The organism is Glutamicibacter sp. NPDC127525 (assembly GCF_042672105.1).
Classification (GTDB): Bacteria; Actinomycetota; Actinomycetes; order Actinomycetales; family Micrococcaceae; genus Glutamicibacter.
Window position 1 is genome coordinate 193,117 of record NZ_JBHXVN010000005.1, and the last position, 17,873, is coordinate 210,989.

General features: G+C 64.4%; 14 protein-coding genes. 12 read left to right on the forward strand and 2 right to left on the reverse strand.

All coding sequences use genetic code 11. The annotated features are described in order from the left end of the window. Window positions 1–105: 105 nt before the first annotated feature. From ACFVHU_RS13315 to galE, 10 genes are all read left to right on the forward strand, one after another. Window positions 106–1,719 carry a xylulokinase gene (locus ACFVHU_RS13315; protein WP_388024757.1) on the forward strand — a complete coding sequence of 538 codons (1,614 nt, stop codon included), beginning with the start codon at window positions 106–108 and terminating at the stop codon, window positions 1,717–1,719. Window positions 1,720–1,754: 35 nt separating this feature from the next. After that, a complete protein-coding gene (locus tag ACFVHU_RS13320; RefSeq protein WP_105662251.1) occupies window positions 1,755–2,471 on the forward strand; it encodes an L-ribulose-5-phosphate 4-epimerase in 717 nt (238 codons plus the stop codon). Window positions 2,472–2,478: 7 nt separating this feature from the next. After that, the gene (gene araA / locus ACFVHU_RS13325; RefSeq protein ID WP_388024759.1) at window positions 2,479–3,990 is read left to right on the forward strand and encodes an L-arabinose isomerase; all 1,512 of its coding nucleotides are present in this window, start codon (window positions 2,479–2,481) and stop codon (window positions 3,988–3,990) included. 175 nt (window positions 3,991–4,165) lie between these two features. Continuing rightward, complete coding sequence (gene chvE, locus ACFVHU_RS13330) at window positions 4,166–5,335, forward strand: multiple monosaccharide ABC transporter substrate-binding protein (protein ID WP_332502731.1); 1,170 nt, start codon at window positions 4,166–4,168, stop codon at window positions 5,333–5,335. Between the two features lie 93 nt (window positions 5,336–5,428). Beyond that, window positions 5,429–6,967 (forward strand): multiple monosaccharide ABC transporter ATP-binding protein, encoded by a 1,539-nt coding sequence (mmsA, locus tag ACFVHU_RS13335; RefSeq protein WP_105656524.1) that lies wholly within the window; start codon window positions 5,429–5,431, stop codon window positions 6,965–6,967. Beyond that, window positions 6,964–8,145, forward strand: coding sequence for a multiple monosaccharide ABC transporter permease (gene mmsB, locus ACFVHU_RS13340; RefSeq protein WP_105656523.1), 1,182 nt, complete (start codon window positions 6,964–6,966; stop codon window positions 8,143–8,145). Before mmsA ends, mmsB begins: the two co-directional genes overlap by 4 nt. Before the next feature lie 94 nt (window positions 8,146–8,239). Further along, a complete protein-coding gene (locus tag ACFVHU_RS13345; protein ID WP_105662253.1) occupies window positions 8,240–9,184 on the forward strand; it encodes an aldose 1-epimerase family protein in 945 nt (314 codons plus the stop codon). A 55-nt stretch (window positions 9,185–9,239) separates the two neighbouring features. Further along, on the forward strand, window positions 9,240–10,349 hold the full coding sequence (galT, locus tag ACFVHU_RS13350; protein ID WP_105656521.1) for a galactose-1-phosphate uridylyltransferase: 1,110 nt from the start codon (window positions 9,240–9,242) through the stop codon (window positions 10,347–10,349). Further along, a complete protein-coding gene (galK, locus tag ACFVHU_RS13355; protein ID WP_133833862.1) occupies window positions 10,346–11,542 on the forward strand; it encodes a galactokinase in 1,197 nt (398 codons plus the stop codon). The genes galT and galK overlap by 4 nt, the downstream gene beginning before the upstream one ends. After that, window positions 11,539–12,501: a UDP-glucose 4-epimerase GalE gene (galE, locus tag ACFVHU_RS13360; RefSeq protein WP_105656519.1), complete on the forward strand. Its 963-nt coding sequence runs from the start codon at window positions 11,539–11,541 to the stop codon at window positions 12,499–12,501. Before galK ends, galE begins: the two co-directional genes overlap by 4 nt. A gap of 33 nt (window positions 12,502–12,534) precedes the next feature. On the opposite strand, the gene ACFVHU_RS13365 is transcribed toward galE, so the two are convergent. Together ACFVHU_RS13365 and ACFVHU_RS13370 are read right to left on the reverse strand one after the other, a co-directional pair. Beyond that, window positions 12,535–13,563, reverse strand: coding sequence for a Gfo/Idh/MocA family protein (locus tag ACFVHU_RS13365; protein WP_388024763.1), 1,029 nt, complete (start codon window positions 13,561–13,563; stop codon window positions 12,535–12,537). A 106-nt stretch (window positions 13,564–13,669) separates the two neighbouring features. Continuing rightward, window positions 13,670–15,313: an amidohydrolase gene (locus tag ACFVHU_RS13370; protein WP_388024765.1), complete on the reverse strand. Its 1,644-nt coding sequence runs from the start codon at window positions 15,311–15,313 to the stop codon at window positions 13,670–13,672. A gap of 110 nt (window positions 15,314–15,423) precedes the next feature. Between ACFVHU_RS13370 and ACFVHU_RS13375 the strand changes: the two genes are divergently transcribed. Together ACFVHU_RS13375 and ACFVHU_RS13380 are read left to right on the forward strand one after the other, a co-directional pair. Further along, a complete protein-coding gene (locus tag ACFVHU_RS13375; RefSeq protein ID WP_388024766.1) occupies window positions 15,424–16,089 on the forward strand; it encodes a TetR family transcriptional regulator in 666 nt (221 codons plus the stop codon). Window positions 16,090–16,434: 345 nt separating this feature from the next. Next, the gene (locus ACFVHU_RS13380; RefSeq protein WP_388024768.1) at window positions 16,435–17,796 is read left to right on the forward strand and encodes an APC family permease; all 1,362 of its coding nucleotides are present in this window, start codon (window positions 16,435–16,437) and stop codon (window positions 17,794–17,796) included. Window positions 17,797–17,873: the final 77 nt, after the last annotated feature.

Here is a 17,873-nt window from a genome sequence, read left to right on the forward strand (position 1 = left end):
CGCTAACATTGGATCGAGGTTTTGTTCTGCCAGCGCATTTTTCGCGAGTGGAGCAGGAAACGATGGCTATGGCGCTGCTCACCGAGCTGTGCGAACGGAGATTTCATGGCAACACAGCTCAACGGGCCAACCGCCCGCGAGATCATCAGCAACGGCGAAGCCGTGCTGGGCATCGAGTTCGGTTCAACGAATATCAAAGCCAGCCTGATCGGCCCCGGCCACCAGCAGCTTGCCAGCGGCAGCCACGCCTGGGAGAACCAGTACGAAAACAGGAATTGGACCTACTCCCGCGAAGCCATCGTCGCCGGCCTGCAGGACTCTATGGCCCAGGTGCTGGAAGATGCCCAAGAGCGCCACGGAGTACGCCCAACGCAGCTAGGAGCCGTTGGAATCTCCGCGATGATGCATGGCTACCTCGCCTTCGACGTCGACCGGGAACTGCTGGTTCCCTTCCGCACCTGGCGCAACACCTCCACGGCAAAAGCGGCGGCGATGCTCAGCGAGGAACTGGACTTCAATATCCCGCAGCGCTGGTCCGTAGCGCACTACTTCCAAGCGCTGCTCAACGGCGAAGAGCACGTGTCGAAAGTTTCCCGCCTGAACACGCTGGCCGGATTCGTGCATGAGCTTCTCACCGGAAATTTTGTGCTTGGCGTGGGCGATGCCGCGGGAATGTTCCCCATCGATTCAGCCACCGGCAGCTACGATGCACGGATGCTTTCCGCCTTTGACGCGGTGGCTGCCCGGCATGGCGCGACCGCAGGGCTTTCCTCAATGCTGCCCGCGGCACTGCCCGCCGGTGCAGATGCTGGCACGCTTAGCGAAGCCGGGGTCTTGCTCCTGGACCCCACCGGCCAGCTCCAGCCTGGCAGCCCGCTGTGCCCACCGGAAGGAGACGCCGGAACCGGCATGGTGGCCACCAATTCGGTAGCCCAGCGCACCGGCAACATCTCCGCCGGAACCTCCATTTTCGCGACGGTGGTCCTCGACGCGCCGTTCAAGGAAGTGCACCACGAAATCGACGTGGTCACCACGCCCGATGGGCATCCGGTAGCCATGGTCCACTGCAATAACGGCGCCAGCGAATTTGCCGCCTGGGCCCAGGTCTTCGGGCAGTTCGCCCGGGCGCTGGGCAGCGACGCCGACGACAACGCGGTCTTCGAAACCCTGCTGCGTTCGGCCCTTCAGGGTGCTGCCGATGGTGCGGGGCTCCTGGCCTACAACAATCTTTCCGGCGAACCGGTAGCGGGTCTTGCCGAAGGCCGTCCGGCCATCCTGCGCACCCCGGACTCCACGCTGAACCTGCCCAACTTCGTGCGTGTTCAGGTGTACGCCATGTTCGCCACGCTGAGCCTCGGACTGCGCGTGCTGGCCGCCGAAGGCGTCGAGGTCAAGCAGATGTTTGCCCATGGCGGCATCTTCCGCACCGCCGGGGTGGCCCAACGGCTGCTGGCCGCTGCGATCAACACTCCCGTCCTTGTCGGGGACAGCGCCGGACACGGAGGTGCATGGGGCATCGCCGTCCTGGCAGCGTACCGGCGCCGAGTCCTCGATGGCCTGCAGCAGTCCCTGCCTGAATTCCTGGATTCCGAAGTCTTCGCCGGTGCCGCTTTGAGCCTCGCGGAGCCGCAGGCCGATGACCGTGCCGGCTTCGAGGCCTACCTGGAAACCTATGAAGCCGGCCTGGCCATTCAGCGCACCGCCATTACCGCCATCTAGGCATCGCACACAGTTTCGGACGAAAAGAGAAACCGATGAATCAACCACGAATCCTGGCGGATTACCCGCAGTCAATGCAGGACGAGGTGGCCACGGTCCGCCAGATTGTTGCCGACCTGCACGCCGAATTGCCGCGCTATGAGCTGGTGGTCTGGACTGCCGGCAACGTGTCGCAGCGCGTGCGCCACCCGGAAATCGCCGACGGCTCCGCGGACCTGTTCGTGATCAAGCCATCGGGCGTCGCCTACGACGAGCTGACCGCGCAGTCCATGGTGGTCTGCACCTTGGACGGCAAGCTGCTCGATGGCACCCGCGCCCCGTCCTCGGACACCGCGGCCCATGCCTACACCTACGAGCACATGCCGCAGGTGGGCGGCGTGGTGCATACCCACTCCACCTACGCCACCGCATGGGCGGCGCGCGGCGAGGAAATTCCCTGCGTGCTGACCATGATGGCCGACGAATTCGGCGGCCCGATCCCGGTAGGCCCCTTCGCCATCATTGGCGATGATTCGATTGGCCGCGGCATCGTGTCCACGCTGAGCGAGTCCCGCAGCCCGGCCGTGCTGATGCGCAACCACGGTCCTTTCACTATCGGAAAGGACGCCAAGGCCGCAGTCAAAGCCGCAGTGATGTGCGAGGAAGTGGCGCGAACCGTGCACATCTCGCGCCAGCTAGGCAACCCGGTCGCGATCGACCAGAAGCATATCGACTCGCTCTACGAGCGCTACCAGAACGTCTACGGACAGTAAGGACATCATGGCCAAGGCATATAACACCCAAGAAATCTGGTTCTTCACCGGCAGCCAGGACCTGTACGGCGAAGAGACGCTGCGCCAGGTGGCGCAGCAGTCCACCGAGGTCGCGCAGGCCCTGGATGCGTCCGCCGACGTTCCGGCAAGGATCGTGTGGAAGCCGGTCCTGAAGGACTCCGAATCGATCCGCCGCGCAATGCTGGAAGCAAACTCGGATGACAAAGTGCTGGGCGTCATCACCTGGATGCACACCTTCAGCCCGGCCAAGATGTGGATCAACGGCCTGAAGGCCCTGCAGAAGCCGCTGCTGCACCTTCACACCCAGGCCAATGTCGAACTGCCCTGGGATTCGATCGACTTCGACTTCATGAACCTGAACCAGGCCGCCCACGGCGACCGCGAGTACGCCTACCTGGCCACCCGCCTGGGCGCGGCCCGCACCACCGTGGTCGGCCATGTCTCCAACCCTGCCGTATCCCGCCGCGTGGGCACCTGGATCCGCGGCGCTGCCGGCTTCAACGCCGTGCAAAACCTGAACCTGGTCCGCTTCGGCGACAACATGCGCAACGTCGCGGTGACCGAGGGGGACAAGACCGAGGCGGAGATCCGCTTCGGCGTCTCGGTGAACACCTGGGCCGTCAACGACCTGGTCGAAGCGGTCCAGGCCGTGGCCGAGGCCGACATCGACGCGCTGGTCGCCCAGTACGAGCGCGAATACGACGTCGTGCCCGAACTGCGCGCCGGCGGTGCCCGCCACGAGTCGCTGCGCTATGCCGCATCCCAGGAAATTGCGCTGGAAGCGTTCCTGGCCAAGGCCGGCGCCATGGCGTTCACGACCAACTTCGAGGACCTGGGCGGGCTCAAGCAGCTGCCGGGCCTGGCTGTGCAGCGCCTGATGGGCAAGGGCTACGGCTTCGGCGCCGAAGGCGACTGGAAGACCGCGGTACTGGTGCGTGCCGCCAAGGTCATGGGCGAGGGCCTGCCGGGCGGCGCCTCGCTGATGGAGGACTACACCTACGACCTGACTCCCGGCAAGGAGCTGATCCTCGGCGCCCACATGCTCGAGGTCTGCCCGTCGCTGACCACCTCCAAGCCGCGGGTTGAAATCCACCCGCTGGGCATCGGCGGCCGCGAGGATCCGGTGCGCATGGTCTTCAACGCGGACGTTGCCGAAGGTGCGGTGGTCGTGTCCATGGCCGATATGCGCGAGCGCTTCCGCCTGACTGCCAATGTGGTGGATGTAGTCACCCCGCCGGCGGACCTGCCGAACCTGCCGGTGGCGCGCGCGGTGTGGAGCCCGCGGCCGGACTTCAATGTTTCTGCCGAGTCCTGGCTGGCTGCCGGCGGTGCGCACCACACGGTGATGTCCACGGCCGCGGGGATCGAGGCTTTCGAGATCTTCGCCGAAATCGCAGGCACCGAGCTGCTGGTTATCGATGAGGAAACCACCCGCCGGAACTTCGCGCAGCAGATTCGCGTGAACCAGAGCTACTACCGCTTGGCGCAGGGTTTCTAGCGGTTCGAAGGACACCTGCCCAGGTAATGCGCGCCCCGTGGCGGGGCGTGCATTACCAATGAGTAAGGAATCTTAATTTATTTACATAAAGGGTGGCTGAAATCACTGTGTTAGCGCTAACATAGTGTGAGTCCAGTCTCACTCGCAGATATGGCAACCTTTCAAGGAGGAAAAGATGGCATGGAATAATTGGACCCGCAAGGCCGCGGCGACCATGGGATCGCTGGCACTGGTCGGCGCATTGGCAGCGTGCAGCGGCGGTGGCGCTGGCGGCGGAGCAGGAGCCGGTGAAGGCGAGTCGACTGCACCTGAGGACATCCAGGTGGGCGTGGCAATGCCAACCGAGACTTCCGAGCGCTGGATTGCCGACGGCGAAGCCGTCAAGTCCCAGCTGGAAGCCGCTGGCTTCGAAGTCGACCTGCAGTTCGCGAATGACGACATCCCCACCCAGCAGCAGCAGATCGACCAGATGATCACCAAGGGCAGCGACATCCTGGTAGTCGCCTCCATCGACGGCACCGCGCTGTCCACCCAGCTGCAGGCCGCAGCGGACCAGGACATCCCGATCATCTCCTACGACCGCTTGATCAACGGCACCGAGAACGTCGACTTCTACGTCACCTTCGACAACTACAACGTCGGCGTCCAGCAGGCAACCTCGCTGCTGACCGGCATGGGCCTGGCCGATGAGGAAGGCAAGCGCACCAGCAAGGAGGGCAAGTTCAACGTCGAGCTCTTCGCCGGTTCGATCGACGACAACAACGCGCACTTCTTCTGGAAGGGCGCCATGGATACCCTCAAGCCCTACCTGGATGACGGCACCCTGACGGTCAAGTCCGGGCAGACCAAGATCGAGCAGGCAGCTACCCTGCGCTGGAGCCAGGAAGAAGCCCAGTCGCGCATGGAAGACCTGATCACCGCCCACTACCAGGGCGGCAAGACCAAGATCGACGGCATCCTCTCGCCATTCGACGGCATCTCCCGCGGCATCATCACCGCACTGTCCAACGCCGGCTACGGCAAGACCATCGAGGCCGGCCTGCCGATCATCTCGGGCCAGGATGCAGAAATCGCTTCGGTGAAGCTGATCGACGATGGCGTGCAGTACGCAACCATCTTCAAGGACACCCGCAAGCTGGCTACCCAGGCTGTCGAGGCAGTGAAGTCCTACGCAGGCGGCGGCGAGCCGGAAGCCAATGACACCGAAACCTACGACAACGGCAAGAAGGTTGTTCCTTCCTACCTGCTGGATTCGGACATCGTCGTCAAGGACAACATCACCTCCCTGCTGGTCGACTCCGAGTACTACACGGCCGAGGAAGTCAAGGCCGGCCAGACCAAGTAGTCTCCCAGGCCGCAATCCGGTGGGCGGGAGGGCAAGCCGCCCTCCCGCCCACCGGATGCACCGCTCACAGCACACACCAAGGACGTCTGCACTATGGACACCACGATCCTGCACATGCAGGACATCACCAAGACTTTTCCCGGAGTCAAGGCGCTGGACGGCGTCAACCTTTCGGTTAGCAAGGGCGAGATCCACGCTATCTGCGGAGAGAACGGCGCCGGAAAATCCACCCTCATGAAGGTGCTCTCCGGGGTCTACCCGCACGGCAGCTACGAGGGCCAGATCATTTTCGAAGGCGAAGAGCTCAAGGCCTCGAACATCAAGGACTCCGAAGCCCAGGGCATCGTGATCATCCACCAGGAGCTGGCGCTGGTGCCGTACCTGTCGGTGGCCGAGAACATCTTCCTCGGCAACGAAACCGCGCGCGGCGGCTTCATCGACTGGAACGAGACCAACCACCGCGCCGCAGACCTGCTGGCCCGCGTGGGCCTGGACGAACTGCCGGTCACCCCGGTAGGCCAGCTGGGCGTGGGCAAGCAGCAGCTGGTGGAAATCGCCAAGGCGCTGAGCAAGAACGTCAAGCTGCTGATCCTTGACGAACCGACCGCCGCGCTGAATGACGACGACTCCGAGCACCTGCTGAACCTGCTGCGCGGACTGCGCGAACAGGGCATCACCTCGATCATCATTTCGCACAAGCTCGGCGAGATCGAGGACATTGCCAACACCACCACGATCATCCGCGATGGCCAGTCCATCGAGGCGCTGGACATGGCCGATCCCGAGTCCAACCAGAACCGCATCATCCGCGGCATGGTGGGCCGCGAACTGTCCTCCCGCTACCCGGAACGCGTACCGCAGATCGGCGACGTGGTCTTCGAGGTCCAGGACTGGTCGGTCCAGCACCCGGTCCAGCAGGACCGCACCGTGGTGGAAGGCGCCAACCTGGAGGTCCGCGCCGGCGAAATCGTCGGCATTGCAGGACTGATGGGCGCCGGGCGCACCGAATTGGCGATGAGCATCTTCGGCCACAGCTATGGCCGGAACATCACCGGCACGGTCAAGATGGACGGCAAGCCGGTGGACACCTCCACCGTGGGCAAGGCCATCAAGGCCGGCATCGCCTACGTTTCCGAGGACCGCAAGAAGTTCGGGCTGAACCTGATCGAGGACATCCGCGTGAACACCACCGCGGCCGGCCTGGACAAGATCTCCTCCAAGGGCTTCGTGGACGGCAACAAGGAGATCCAGATTGCCGAGCACTACCGCAAGTCCATGCGCATCAAGACCCCGAACGTGATGGCGAAGGTCGGGAACCTCTCGGGCGGCAACCAGCAGAAGGTCGTGCTGGGCAAATGGCTGCACACCGCACCCGAGCTGCTGATCCTCGACGAGCCCACCCGCGGCATCGACGTCGGCGCCAAATACGAGATCTACACCATCATCAACGAGCTGGCGGCTGCCGGCAAGGCCGTGCTGGTGATCTCCTCCGAACTGCCAGAGCTCTTGGGCATCTGCGACCGCATCTACACCCTGGCCTACGGCCGAATGACCGGCCAGCTGCCCAGCAGCGAAGCCACCCAGGAACGCCTCATGGAACTCATGACCATCGAGAAGGAAAGCACCCGATGACCATCACAAGCGAGCTGAAGGATATCTTCACCAAGAACCTGCGCACCTCGGGCATTTACATTGCCTTCGTGCTCATCGTGGTGCTGTTCACCATCCTGACCAACGGGCTGCTGCTCAGCCCGATCAACATCACCAACATCATCTTGCAGTACTCCTACGTGCTGATCCTCGCCCTGGGCATGATCCTGGTGATCGTCGCCGGGCACATCGACCTGTCGGTCGGCTCCCTCGTGGCGCTGACCGGTGCGGTCTCCGCGGTCATCGTCATCAAGGGGGATCTGCCCTGGTGGGTCGGCATGCTCGCCGGCATCGCCGTGGGCGCCCTGTGCGGCCTGTGGCAGGGCTTCTGGGTGGCGTACGTGGGCATTCCCGCGTTCATCGTGACCCTGGCCGGCATGCTGCTCTTCCGCGGCCTGACCTACGAAGTGCTGAGCAATGTGTCGCTCTCGCCGTTCCCCGGCGAATACGGCCAGATCGCCGGCGGCTTCCTCAACGGGCTGCTGGGCGGCAACGGATTCGACCTGTTCACCGTGATCATCGGCGTGATCGCCGTGGCCGGACTGTTCGTTTCGCAGTGGCGCAACCGCGCTGGACGCGCCAAGTACGGCCAGAGCGTTGAATCCATGGCCATGTTCCTGGCCAAGAACATCATCTCGGGCATCATCATCCTCTGGTTCTTCTGGCAGATCGCCACCAGCCGCGGCATGCCGATCGTGCTGATCATCCTGGCTGCCCTGATCCTGGGCTACCACGTGCTGACCACCAAGACCGTTTTCGGCCGCCACGTCTACGCCATCGGCGGCAACCTGTCCGCCGCGAAGCTTTCGGGCGTGAACGTGAAGAAGATCAACATGTGGATCTTCATCAACATGGGCCTGCTTTCGGGCGTGGCCGGCGTGGTCTTCTCCTCGCGTTCCAACGGCGCCCAGCCGGGTGCCGGCAACATGTTCGAGCTGGACGCCATTGCGGCCTGCTTCATCGGCGGCGCTTCGACCACCGGCGGCGTGGGCCGGGTGACCGGCGCGATCGTCGGCGGCCTGGTGATGGCGGTGCTCTCCAACGGCATGCAGCTGATGGGCGTGGGCGCCTCCACCCAGCAGATCGTCAAGGGCGTTGTGCTGCTTCTGGCAGTCGCCTTCGACATCTACAACAAGCGCCGCGCGGGCGCCGGCAACTAGCCTGCCGCTGGTGCCATGGGCCCTCCCGCACGCGATTGCGGGAGGGCCCATGCGTGCCCGACGTTTTCGATGGCCCAGCAAGAAGGATGAAGACATGGACCGCCTCGCACTGCCCCTGAAGGACACCGCCAATGGAACGGTGCTGACGCTGCAAGCCCATGGCTTCACCGCGCAAGTGGCCACGGTGGGCGCCACCCTGGTTTCCCTCCAGTACGGCTCCCGCCCGCTGGTGCGCGCTTTCGACCCGCACGGGCCGCGCCCGGTTTTCGCCGGCGCCATCCTGGCCCCGTGGCCCAACCGGGTGATCGACGGGGCCTACAGCTGGGAAGGCCAAGAGCTGCAGCTGCCGGTCACCGAGCCGGAGCGCGGCCATGCCCTGCACGGCCTGGTGATCGATACCGGCTTCGAGATCATCGAGCACCGTGCCGACTTCGCCCAGCTGCGCACCGTCATCGCCCCGAGCGCCGGCTATCCGTACGAGGTGCAGCTGGTGATCGGCTACCGGCTGGAGGCCGGCGGGCTGCGCACCGTCGCTGCCGCCACCAACCTCGGGACGGGCACCGCGCCCTTCGGCTGGGGTTCGCACGCCTACCTGGTCGCCCCGGGCAAGAAGGCGGATGAATGGACCTTCACCCTGCCAGCTGGCAAGGTGCAGCTGACCGAAGGCCCGCGCCTGCTGCCGCGCGACACGGTTCAGGCCGCCGGCACCGAGCTGGATTTCCGCACCCCGAAGCCCATCGGGGATCTCTTCATCGACCATGCCTACACTGGCCTGGCTGCCCGCGCGGACGGTTCTTTCCGCGCGGAGATCACCGACGCCGGGGGCGTCGGATCGCACATCACCTGGGACGAAGCCTGCCCGTGGGTCCAGATACACACCGCCGACCGCGATGATCCGGCCCTGGACCGCACCGGCCTGGCCATCGAGCCGATGACCTGCCCGCCGGGCGGCTACAACTCCGGCCAGGACGTCATCGCCCTGGCACCGGGCGCCAGCCACGAAGCCAGCTGGCTGATCGGCCCGGTCCAGCCGCGCTAGCACCCCAGGCGCCACCCACCTTTGGAACCACCACGAGTCAACTGGAGAGATTGCAATGCCGCAGGGCTCCGCAGCACATGAACCGACCCACCGGGTCCATCACCTGGCCGATGGCCGCGAGGCGATCTTCTTCGCCGACGCCAATGCCGCCGTGCCCGAACCGGTGGCCGACACCCGGCCGCTGGATCCGCGCGGGGAGCCTGGCGAACTGCGCTACGACCGGCTGACCGGGGACTGGGTGGCCGTAGCGGCCCACCGCCAGTCGCGCACCTACCTCCCGCCCAAGGAAGAATGCCCGCTGTGCCCCAGCGTCCACGGGCGGCAGAGCGAAATCCCTGCCGAGGACTTCAACGTGGTGGTTTTCGAGAACCGCTTCCCGTCCCTGGGCCCGGCACTGGGCCGGATTCCAGCGGCCGCACCGGTGCAGCAGCCGGCCCCGGCCTACGGGCGCTGCGAGGTCGTGGTGTTCACCCCCGAGCACACCGGTTCCTTCGCATCGCTGGATGATGCCCGGGCGCGCACCGTCATCGAGGCCTGGGCGCAGCGCACCGCCGCCCTGTCCGCCATGGAGGGCATTGCGCAGGTGTTCGTCTTCGAGAACCGCGGCCAGGATATCGGCGTGACCCTGCACCACCCGCATGGGCAGATCTACGCCTACCCGTACCTGGCGCCAACCGCCGCCAAGATGGCCGGCCAGGGCATCGCGCACCTGGAGAAGACCGGGCGCACCCTGATGGGCGACATCCTGGACTTCGAGCGCAAGGAGGGCACGCGCATGGTCGCCGAGGGCGAGCACTTCTCCGTGTTCGTGCCCTACGCGGCCCGCTGGCCGCTGGAAGCGCACCTGGTGCCGCACCGCCACGTGCCGGACTTCGCCGCGCTCAATGCGGACGAAAAAGCCGAGCTGGCCGTGATGTACCGGGACCTGCTGCGCGGATTCGACGCGCTGTACCCGACGCCCACCCCGTACATCGCCGCCTGGCACCAGGCTCCGCTGGAGCCCGTGGCCCGCAAGGCCTCACGGCTGCACCTGCAGCTGACCAGCCCGCGCCGGGCCGCTGACAAATTGAAGTTCCTGGCCGGATCGGAAGCTGCCATGGGCGCTTTCATCAACGACGTCCCGGCCGAGCAGACTGCTGCACGGCTGCGCGAGGTCATGCCATGAGCCGCAGCGGAACGAAGGAAACCGCGGCGCGCGTCAACGCCCTGCGCGAGAAGTTCACCAAGGCCTACGGCCACCACCCGGAAGGCATCTGGCGGGCCCCGGGACGGGTGAACCTGATCGGCGAGCACACCGACTACAACATGGGCTATGTGCTGCCCTTCGCCATCGACAAGAACGCGCTGGTGGCCGTGCGCCGCAAGTCGCAGCTGGAGCCGGGCAGCCAGGTGCTGGATTTCGCCTCCACCTACGGGGCGGGCGACGAACCGCCGGTCACCTCCATTACCCTCGATGAGCTGGTGCCCCGCGCGGTGCCCGGCTGGGCCGCCTACCCGGCCGCCGTGCTGTGGGCGCTGAGCCAGCTCGATGGCGTGCACATTGGCGGGCTGGAGCTGATGGTGGACTCCGATGTCCCGGTGGGCTCGGGCTTGTCCTCTTCGCATGCCCTGGAAGTGGCGACCATCGTGGCGCTGGACGATCTCTACGGCCTGGGCCTGTCCAAGGTGCAGATGGCCCAGCTGACGCAGCGTGCCGAGAACGAATTCGTGGGTGCTCCGACCGGGATCATGGACCAGAGCGCCTCGCTGATGTCCCATGCCCAGCATGCGCTGTTCCTGGATTGCCGATCCATGGAATCCCAATCCGTGCCGCTGCCACTGGCGCAGCATGACGCGGTGGTCCTGGTCATGGACACCCGCGTAGAGCATTCGCACGTGGATGGCGGCTACGCCGCCCGTCGCACCAGCTGCGAGCAGGCCGCCGCGGTGCTGGAGGTAGCATCGCTGCGCGAGGTGCACAGCATCGAAGAGCTGGAGGCCATTGGGGACCCGGTAGCCAAGCGCCGCGCCAAGCACATCGTGACCGAGAACCGCCGCGTCCTGGATACTGTCCTCGCGCTGCGCGAAGGCGACCTGCCCGCGGTGGGCAAGCTGCTTTGCCAGTCGCACGAATCCATGCGCGACGACTACGAGATTTCCAGCGAGGAACTGGACGCCGCCGTGGAAGCGGCCATGGCGGCCGGGGCGATCGGAGCCCGGATGACCGGTGGCGGTTTTGGCGGCAGCGCCATTGCCTTGGTCAAGCGCGAGCAGATCGAACCGGTCAGCCAGGCCGTCCGCGAAGCCTTTGACCAGGCCGGCTATGTCGAGCCGGCCATTTTCACCGTAATTGCAGACGAAGGAGCAGGCCGGGCATGAGTTGGCTAGTGACCGGCGGAGCCGGATATATCGGATCCCACGTGGTGCGTTCGCTGTCCGCGGCAGGCCTTGAGCCGGTCGTCGTGGACTCGATGTCCAGCGGGGTGCACGGCTTCGTTCCCGAACAGGTGCCGTTCTACCAGCTGAACATCCTGCAGACCGAAAAGCTCGTGGAAATCATGAAGCGCCACGAGGTCACCGGGGTCATCCACTTGGCCGGCTACAAGTATGCCGGCGAATCGGTGAAGCACCCGCTGCTGGCCTTCGAGCAGAATGTCACCGGCACCGCGCACCTGCTCGAAGCCATGGCGTCCTCCCGCGTGCACAACATGGTCTTCTCCTCCTCGGCAGCCGTCTACGGCACCCCGGACGAAGATGTGGTGACCGAATCCACCGGCACCTTCCCCGAATCCCCGTACGGACAGAGCAAGCTCGTGGGGGAATGGCTGATCCGCGACCAGGCGGTGGCTACCGGGCTGAAGCACACCTCGCTGCGCTACTTCAACGTGGTCGGCTCGGGCAGCGAAGAACTCTACGATGCCAGCCCGCACAACCTGTTCCCGCTGGTGTTCCAGGCGCTGAATGCCGGAAAGACGCCGAAGATCTTCGGCACCGACTACGACACCGAGGACGGCACCTGCGTGCGCGACTACGTGCACGTCGCCGACCTGGCGCTGGCGCACGTGGAGGCGGCCAGGAAACTGGAAGCCGGCGAGGTATTGGAGCCGGTCTACAATTTGGGCTCCGGCGATGGCGTCTCGGTGCGCCAGATCATGGATGCGGTAGCGAAGGCCACCGGCATCGGTTTCACCGCGGTGGAAGAAGCGCGCCGCCCGGGCGACCCGGCGCGCATTGTCGCCGACGGGAAGCTGGCCGCCCGCGACCTTGATTGGCAGATGCGCCATAGCCTGCAGCAGATGGTCCACAGCGCCTGGAAGGCTTCGGCCCAGCGCGGCTGATTGCGCCAAGCTGAAGCGCAGCGGCCTGGGAAACTAGCTGGTGCGCAGCGTGGCCGCGATCTGGTCCATGGTCTGCGCAATCGCCAGCGATTCAGCCAGCGGCATGACCGGGGATTCGGCCAGGCCCAGGGCAATGCACTGGGCCACGTGGGCCGCTTCCCAGCCCAAACCGGCAGTAGGCGAGGTTTCCGTGAACTCGCGGCTGTCGGCGATCTTGCCGTCGGCACTGCGCAGCACCAGCCCGGAACCGCAGCAAATCGGGCGCTGGAGTTCCAAGGTGCCCTGCGTGCCGGCAATCCATGCGCCCTGCGGCGAATCGGTTTCGATGCTGCTGAAGACCATTGCCGTGGAACCGTCTTCATTGGAAAGCACCGCGGTGAAGGTAGCGTCAACCCCGGTTTTGGCCATGCGTCCCGAAGCGTGCAGGAGCTGCTTGGCAGGGGAGACCATGGCGCTGAAGGCAATAGGGTAGACGCCGACATCCAGCAGGGCCCCGCCGCCGAGCGCCGGGTCGTAGATGCGCGAGTCGTAGTCGACCTCGAACTTGGCGCCGAAATCAGCCTGGACGGTGATGATCTGCCCCAGGATTCCGGACTTGACGACCTGTGAAACCACATTGCCGATGGGCAGGAATCGTGACCACATGGCTTCCATGGCGAAAACTCCGGCGGCCTTGGCCGCCTCGATGATCCGGGATGTTTGCCCGGCGTCCAGGCTCATTGGCTTCTCCACCAGGACATGCTTGCCCGCGGCGATCGCCTCGAGCGCAAGTTCCGCGTGGCCGCTGTGCGGGACGGCGATGTAGACGACATCCACCCCAGGGTCCCCGAGCACCTCGGCATAGGAGCCGAAGGCCCGGGTTCCGGCGTCTCCGTAGGTGCGTGCGAACTGCTCGGAGCGGGCCAAGGTGCGCGAGCCGACTGCTGCGAGCCGGCTGGCGGTCAAGTCGTTCAGTGATGCGGCAAACTGCGAGGCGATCCACCCCGGCCCGAGGATGCCCCAATTCAGCGCAGGAGCCGAGGAGGGATGGGGCAGCGTGGATTCGGGTAAGGCTATTGGCACTGAAGGCTCCGATGGCAGGTAAAGTCAGATGGCTACTTCTACCCTATGTGGACATTTGTCCGAGTGGAAGAGCTATCCCAGCAGCGTGGCAGCAGGCGCTTGCCCACTACCGTCGCGCGCTCGCCGGCTCCGCGTCGGCCGCCCCAAGACCGGCTCCCAAATCCACCAGCTTGCCATCGACATAGGTGCCCAGCACCTCCATGGTGCAAAGCTCCTCGGGGGCTGCGGCCAGCGGATCTGCAGCGAAGATCGTCAGGTCCGCAGGCATCCCGGCTTCCAAGCGGCCGCCAGTGGCCCCGGTGCTTTCGTAGACGTTCACGGTGTAGCCTTCCAGAGCTTCGCGAGCCGACAGGCGATGGCGTGGCTGCACGCTGTCGCTGCCGGGCACTTCGGTGCGCCTGCGGGTCTGCGCGTCTGCCATGATCAGCCGCGGGTCGAAAGGAGCGATGGGCCAGTCGGAGCCCAGCGCCAGCACCATGCCGGCATCCTTGACATCACGCAGGCGGTAGGCGAAGCTGGCGCGATGCTGGCCCAGCCGCCGGGACCAGGCATCCGATCCGTCGGCGCGGACGAAATGTGTGCAATGCGTGGGCTGCATGCTGATGGTGGCCCCGGAAGCCTTAAGCCGGGAGAAATCCTCGTCGTTGAGTTCTTCCAGATGCTCGATCCGGTGGCGCAGCCCATTGTCGGGCAGCGATGCAATGGCGGAAATGACGAAGCCGATGCCCTGGTCGCCGATGGCATGGGTCGTGGTTGTCACGCCGGCCTGCGCAAGGGCGCGCAGATTGGCCACATAGCGGCTTGGATCCCGGTAGAGGGATTCTGTGGATTCGCCTTCGATGTCCGGCTCGTAGAGCCAGGCGGTGCCGTTGTCCACCGTCCCGTCGATCATCAGCTTGGCGCCGCGCACCTGCCAGCGGCGTCCGCGTTCTCCCTGCAGCGTGATGACCTGGTCGAGGGTTTCTGCCGGATCGCTGGCCATGATCCACGGGGCGATGCGCAGCTTGATCGGCAATTCGCCGCGCAGCTCCAGGCGCCGGAAAATCTCCAATGAATCAGGATCGGCCAGATCCAGCATTTCCCCGCCGGTCAGCCCGCTGGCCGCCATGTCCCGCAGCAGCCGGTAGACTGCTTCCACCTTGTCGTCGATGCCCAGCACCGGCAGGACCTTTTCGGCTAGTGCCATGGCCTCGAATTCCCGGAGGAAGCCGGTGGGTCGGCCATCGGAGTCCACTACGACGCTGGAGCCGTCGGCGAAACTCTCACTGCCGTCGATGTCTGCTAGCTGGAGCATGGCCGAAGAGGCCACGGCTGAATGCGCATCGAAGCAGGTGGCGTAGCTGGGCCGCCCCGGGGCGGCTTCGTCGAGGAACTGCCCGCTGGGCTCCGCGGTGCCGAAGATCGCCACGTTCAGGCCATGGCCGAGTACCACATCGCCGGGCGCACCGGCCTGCGCATGCCCTGCGATGAGCCGTTTGGCCTCATCGAGTGTCCTGGCGTCGCCGAGGAAGACGCCTCGGGCCACTGACTGCCCGAAGACCGGATGAATGTGCGCATCGACGAGCCCCGGGGTAATCGCGGCTTCGCCGTAGTCGATGACCGCGGTTCCGTCTGCGATCCACCCTTGGGCCTGCTCCTTGGTGCCCACATGCGAGATGCGGCCATCGGTGATCCCCAAAGCGCTGGCAGGGTGTTCTTGGGCCAGCGTGTAGATGGTCCTTGCATAAAGCACCGTCTGCGGACCGGTCATCGTTCGACTCCTCAAATTAATGGCATTAATTATTTTTGAGTCTAAACGGAGCTGAGTCAGCTGTCCATGGTTGGATGGAAGCGGATTAACCCACAACGAGGATGGTTCGCATGTCGCAAAGAGTCGCCGGCCGGCCGGCCACGCCGATCCTGACCCAGCAGGGCATTGTCGATGCGGCCTTTGCCCTGCTCGAAGAAATCGGTCCGGAGGAGTTCTCCATGGGGCGCCTGGCGCGCTCCCTGGGCGTGCGCACGCCTGCGCTCTACAACCACGTGGACAACCGCCAGCACCTGGTGAACCTGATGCGCCGCGACATGGTGAGATCCATTGAGCGGAACATGCTGGCCGATTTGCCGTGGACCGAAGCGCTGTTCCATTTCGCAGTGCTCTTTCGCGAAGCGCTGCTCCGCGTTCCCGCGGCAGTGGAACTGATTGTCGCCACGCCCATTTCCGAGGAATCGGAATCCGGTGTCATCTATGAGGAAATGGGGCGTATCCTGCGCCGGGCCGGTGTGGCCGTGCCTCGCATTCTCATGGTCATGGTGGCGATCGAGTCGCTGATTGTCGGGGCTGCCTTGGATATCGTCGCCCCGGGGGCTCATGTTGCCACCGTGCCTGCAGACGACCTGGGAACTGTGCGCAGCAGCCACGGCGAAGTGATGGAATTGGGAGAGGCCTATGCGCGGCAGGCTCGCACCAGCGTCAGCTACCAATCATTTGAGTTCGGGCTCCGGGCGATCATTTCCGCGGTCGAGCGGGAAGTCTCCCAGTCCTAGCGACGTGCTGATTTCTGCAGACGGATGTTTCCCCGAAATTAATAATATAAATTTATTTTGATCCGCCGGCCCTCCTGAAGCGGGAGGCCCCCACCGCTTGCCTTCATCAACAAGCTCCAAGTCATGCAGGTGATCCGCCTTGCCCGTGTGGGTTCCGCGGCCAATATTCGACCCGGTTTACCTGCCGGAAACAGCGCCTTGAGGGTAGGTCCCCCTTGTTATCAGTGAGCCATGTCACTACATTAAGTGAACGATATTCATTATTTGGGGCAGTGAGTACGGACGCCCTGGAACGTCTGACTCGTCATGGAGTGGCGACGGGGCAATTGCACAGAAGGAGCCGCGATGAAGCAGGTACAGCAAGGCGTGCGAAGCGCAGTGGAAGCGCCCGCGCAGATGAACAGGGTGCTCGGACTGCCTAACCTGGTGCTTTTCGGCATGGTGTACATGGTGCCGCTGACCATCTTCAGCACCTACGGCATTGTCACCGAAATTACCGGTGGCCGGCTTCCGGTAGCCTACGCGATCACCTTGGTCGCGATGCTTTTCACGGCACGATCGTACGGCTTGATGTCGCAGGCTTTCCCGGTAGGCGGATCTGCCTACGTTTACACCCAGCGCTCCTTCGGGTCGAATATCGGTTTCATGGCCGGCTGGGCGCTCCTGCTTGATTACCTCTTCCTGCCCATGATCAACTATCTGCTCTTGGGGATCTACCTCAACGAGTTCTTCCCGGTGATTCCGCCCTGGGCCTTCATGTTGGCTGGGATGGTGCTGGTGACAGTCCTTAATGTCATCGGCATTGTCTCTGTGGCCAGAACGAACATCGTGATTATCGGCTTCCAGTTCCTGTTCATCATCCTGTTCGTCGGCTTCTCCATTGCCTACCTCCGCGGGCAGGCCACCGTTGACCTCTTTGCCCCATTGCGCGGTTCCGGGGAGGCGGGCGGATTCGCTCCACTGGCCGCGGGCGCTGCGATCCTCTGCCTCTCCTTCCTCGGCTTCGACTCGATCACGACATTCGCCGAGGAAGCCCGCAATCCGAAGCGCGATTTGCCGCGCGCCATCTTGCTGACGACTTTGATCTGCGGCTTCCTATTCGTGGCCCTGGCCTACGTCTCGCATCTGGTTTACCCGAGCCATGAATTCGCGAACGCGGATTCGGCCTCCATTGATGTGGTCTTCACAGCGGGCGGCCAATTCCTCTCTATCTTCTTCACCGCTGGATTCATCTGCGGCGCAATGGGATCGGCGCTTGTCTCGCAGGCATCGGTGTCGCGAATCCTCTACAGCATGGGACGCGACGGCGTGCTTCCCCGACGGGTCTTCGGGTACCTGCACCCCCGTTTCAAGACCCCGACGTTCGTAATCATCATCGTTTCACTGATTTCGCTGACCGCCCTGTTCGCGAGCCTGGAAATCGTCTCCGCGATGATCAGCTTCGGCGCCCTTGTCGCCTTCTCTGCAGTGAACCTCGCCGTAATCAAGTACTTCTTCTTGGCCCACCGCCAGCGCGGAATGGGGGCTACGATCAACTACTTGGTGCTGCCGTTGATTGGCCTGGCCCTGACAATTTGGCTATGGACAAGCCTCAGCGGTCTCTCGCTGGTGATCGGTTTGGCCTGGATCGGGCTGGGCCTGGTGTATCTCGCCTACGTGACTGGCGGATTCAAGCGCAAAGCACCGATGCTGGATCTTGCCGAATAGTACCGCTGCTGTGAAAAACCCGTTCACCGTTCATTAGCATCCGGGGGATAGCGGTATGCGGCCCCAGGGCATCCTCG

Excerpts from the sequence above, each read along its gene's own strand:
- araA (WP_388024759.1), top strand. The coding sequence starts at position 2,479 with ATGGCCAAGGCATATAACACCCAAGAAATCTGGTTCTTCACCGGCAGC.
- mmsA (WP_105656524.1), top strand. The coding sequence starts at position 5,429 with ATGGACACCACGATCCTGCACATGCAGGACATCACCAAGACTTTTCCC.
- ACFVHU_RS13345 (WP_105662253.1), top strand. The coding sequence starts at position 8,240 with ATGGACCGCCTCGCACTGCCCCTGAAGGACACCGCCAATGGAACGGTG.
- ACFVHU_RS13375 (WP_388024766.1), top strand. The coding sequence starts at position 15,424 with ATGTCGCAAAGAGTCGCCGGCCGGCCGGCCACGCCGATCCTGACCCAG.
- chvE (WP_332502731.1), top strand. The coding sequence starts at position 4,166 with ATGGCATGGAATAATTGGACCCGCAAGGCCGCGGCGACCATGGGATCG.
- mmsB (WP_105656523.1), top strand. The coding sequence starts at position 6,964 with ATGACCATCACAAGCGAGCTGAAGGATATCTTCACCAAGAACCTGCGC.
- ACFVHU_RS13380 (WP_388024768.1), top strand. The coding sequence starts at position 16,435 with ATGAAGCAGGTACAGCAAGGCGTGCGAAGCGCAGTGGAAGCGCCCGCG.
- galT (WP_105656521.1), top strand. The coding sequence starts at position 9,240 with ATGCCGCAGGGCTCCGCAGCACATGAACCGACCCACCGGGTCCATCAC.
- ACFVHU_RS13320 (WP_105662251.1), top strand. The coding sequence starts at position 1,755 with ATGAATCAACCACGAATCCTGGCGGATTACCCGCAGTCAATGCAGGAC.
- ACFVHU_RS13370 (WP_388024765.1), bottom strand. The coding sequence starts at position 15,313 with ATGACCGGTCCGCAGACGGTGCTTTATGCAAGGACCATCTACACGCTG.
- galK (WP_133833862.1), top strand. The coding sequence starts at position 10,346 with ATGAGCCGCAGCGGAACGAAGGAAACCGCGGCGCGCGTCAACGCCCTG.
- galE (WP_105656519.1), top strand. The coding sequence starts at position 11,539 with ATGAGTTGGCTAGTGACCGGCGGAGCCGGATATATCGGATCCCACGTG.
- ACFVHU_RS13315 (WP_388024757.1), top strand. The coding sequence starts at position 106 with ATGGCAACACAGCTCAACGGGCCAACCGCCCGCGAGATCATCAGCAAC.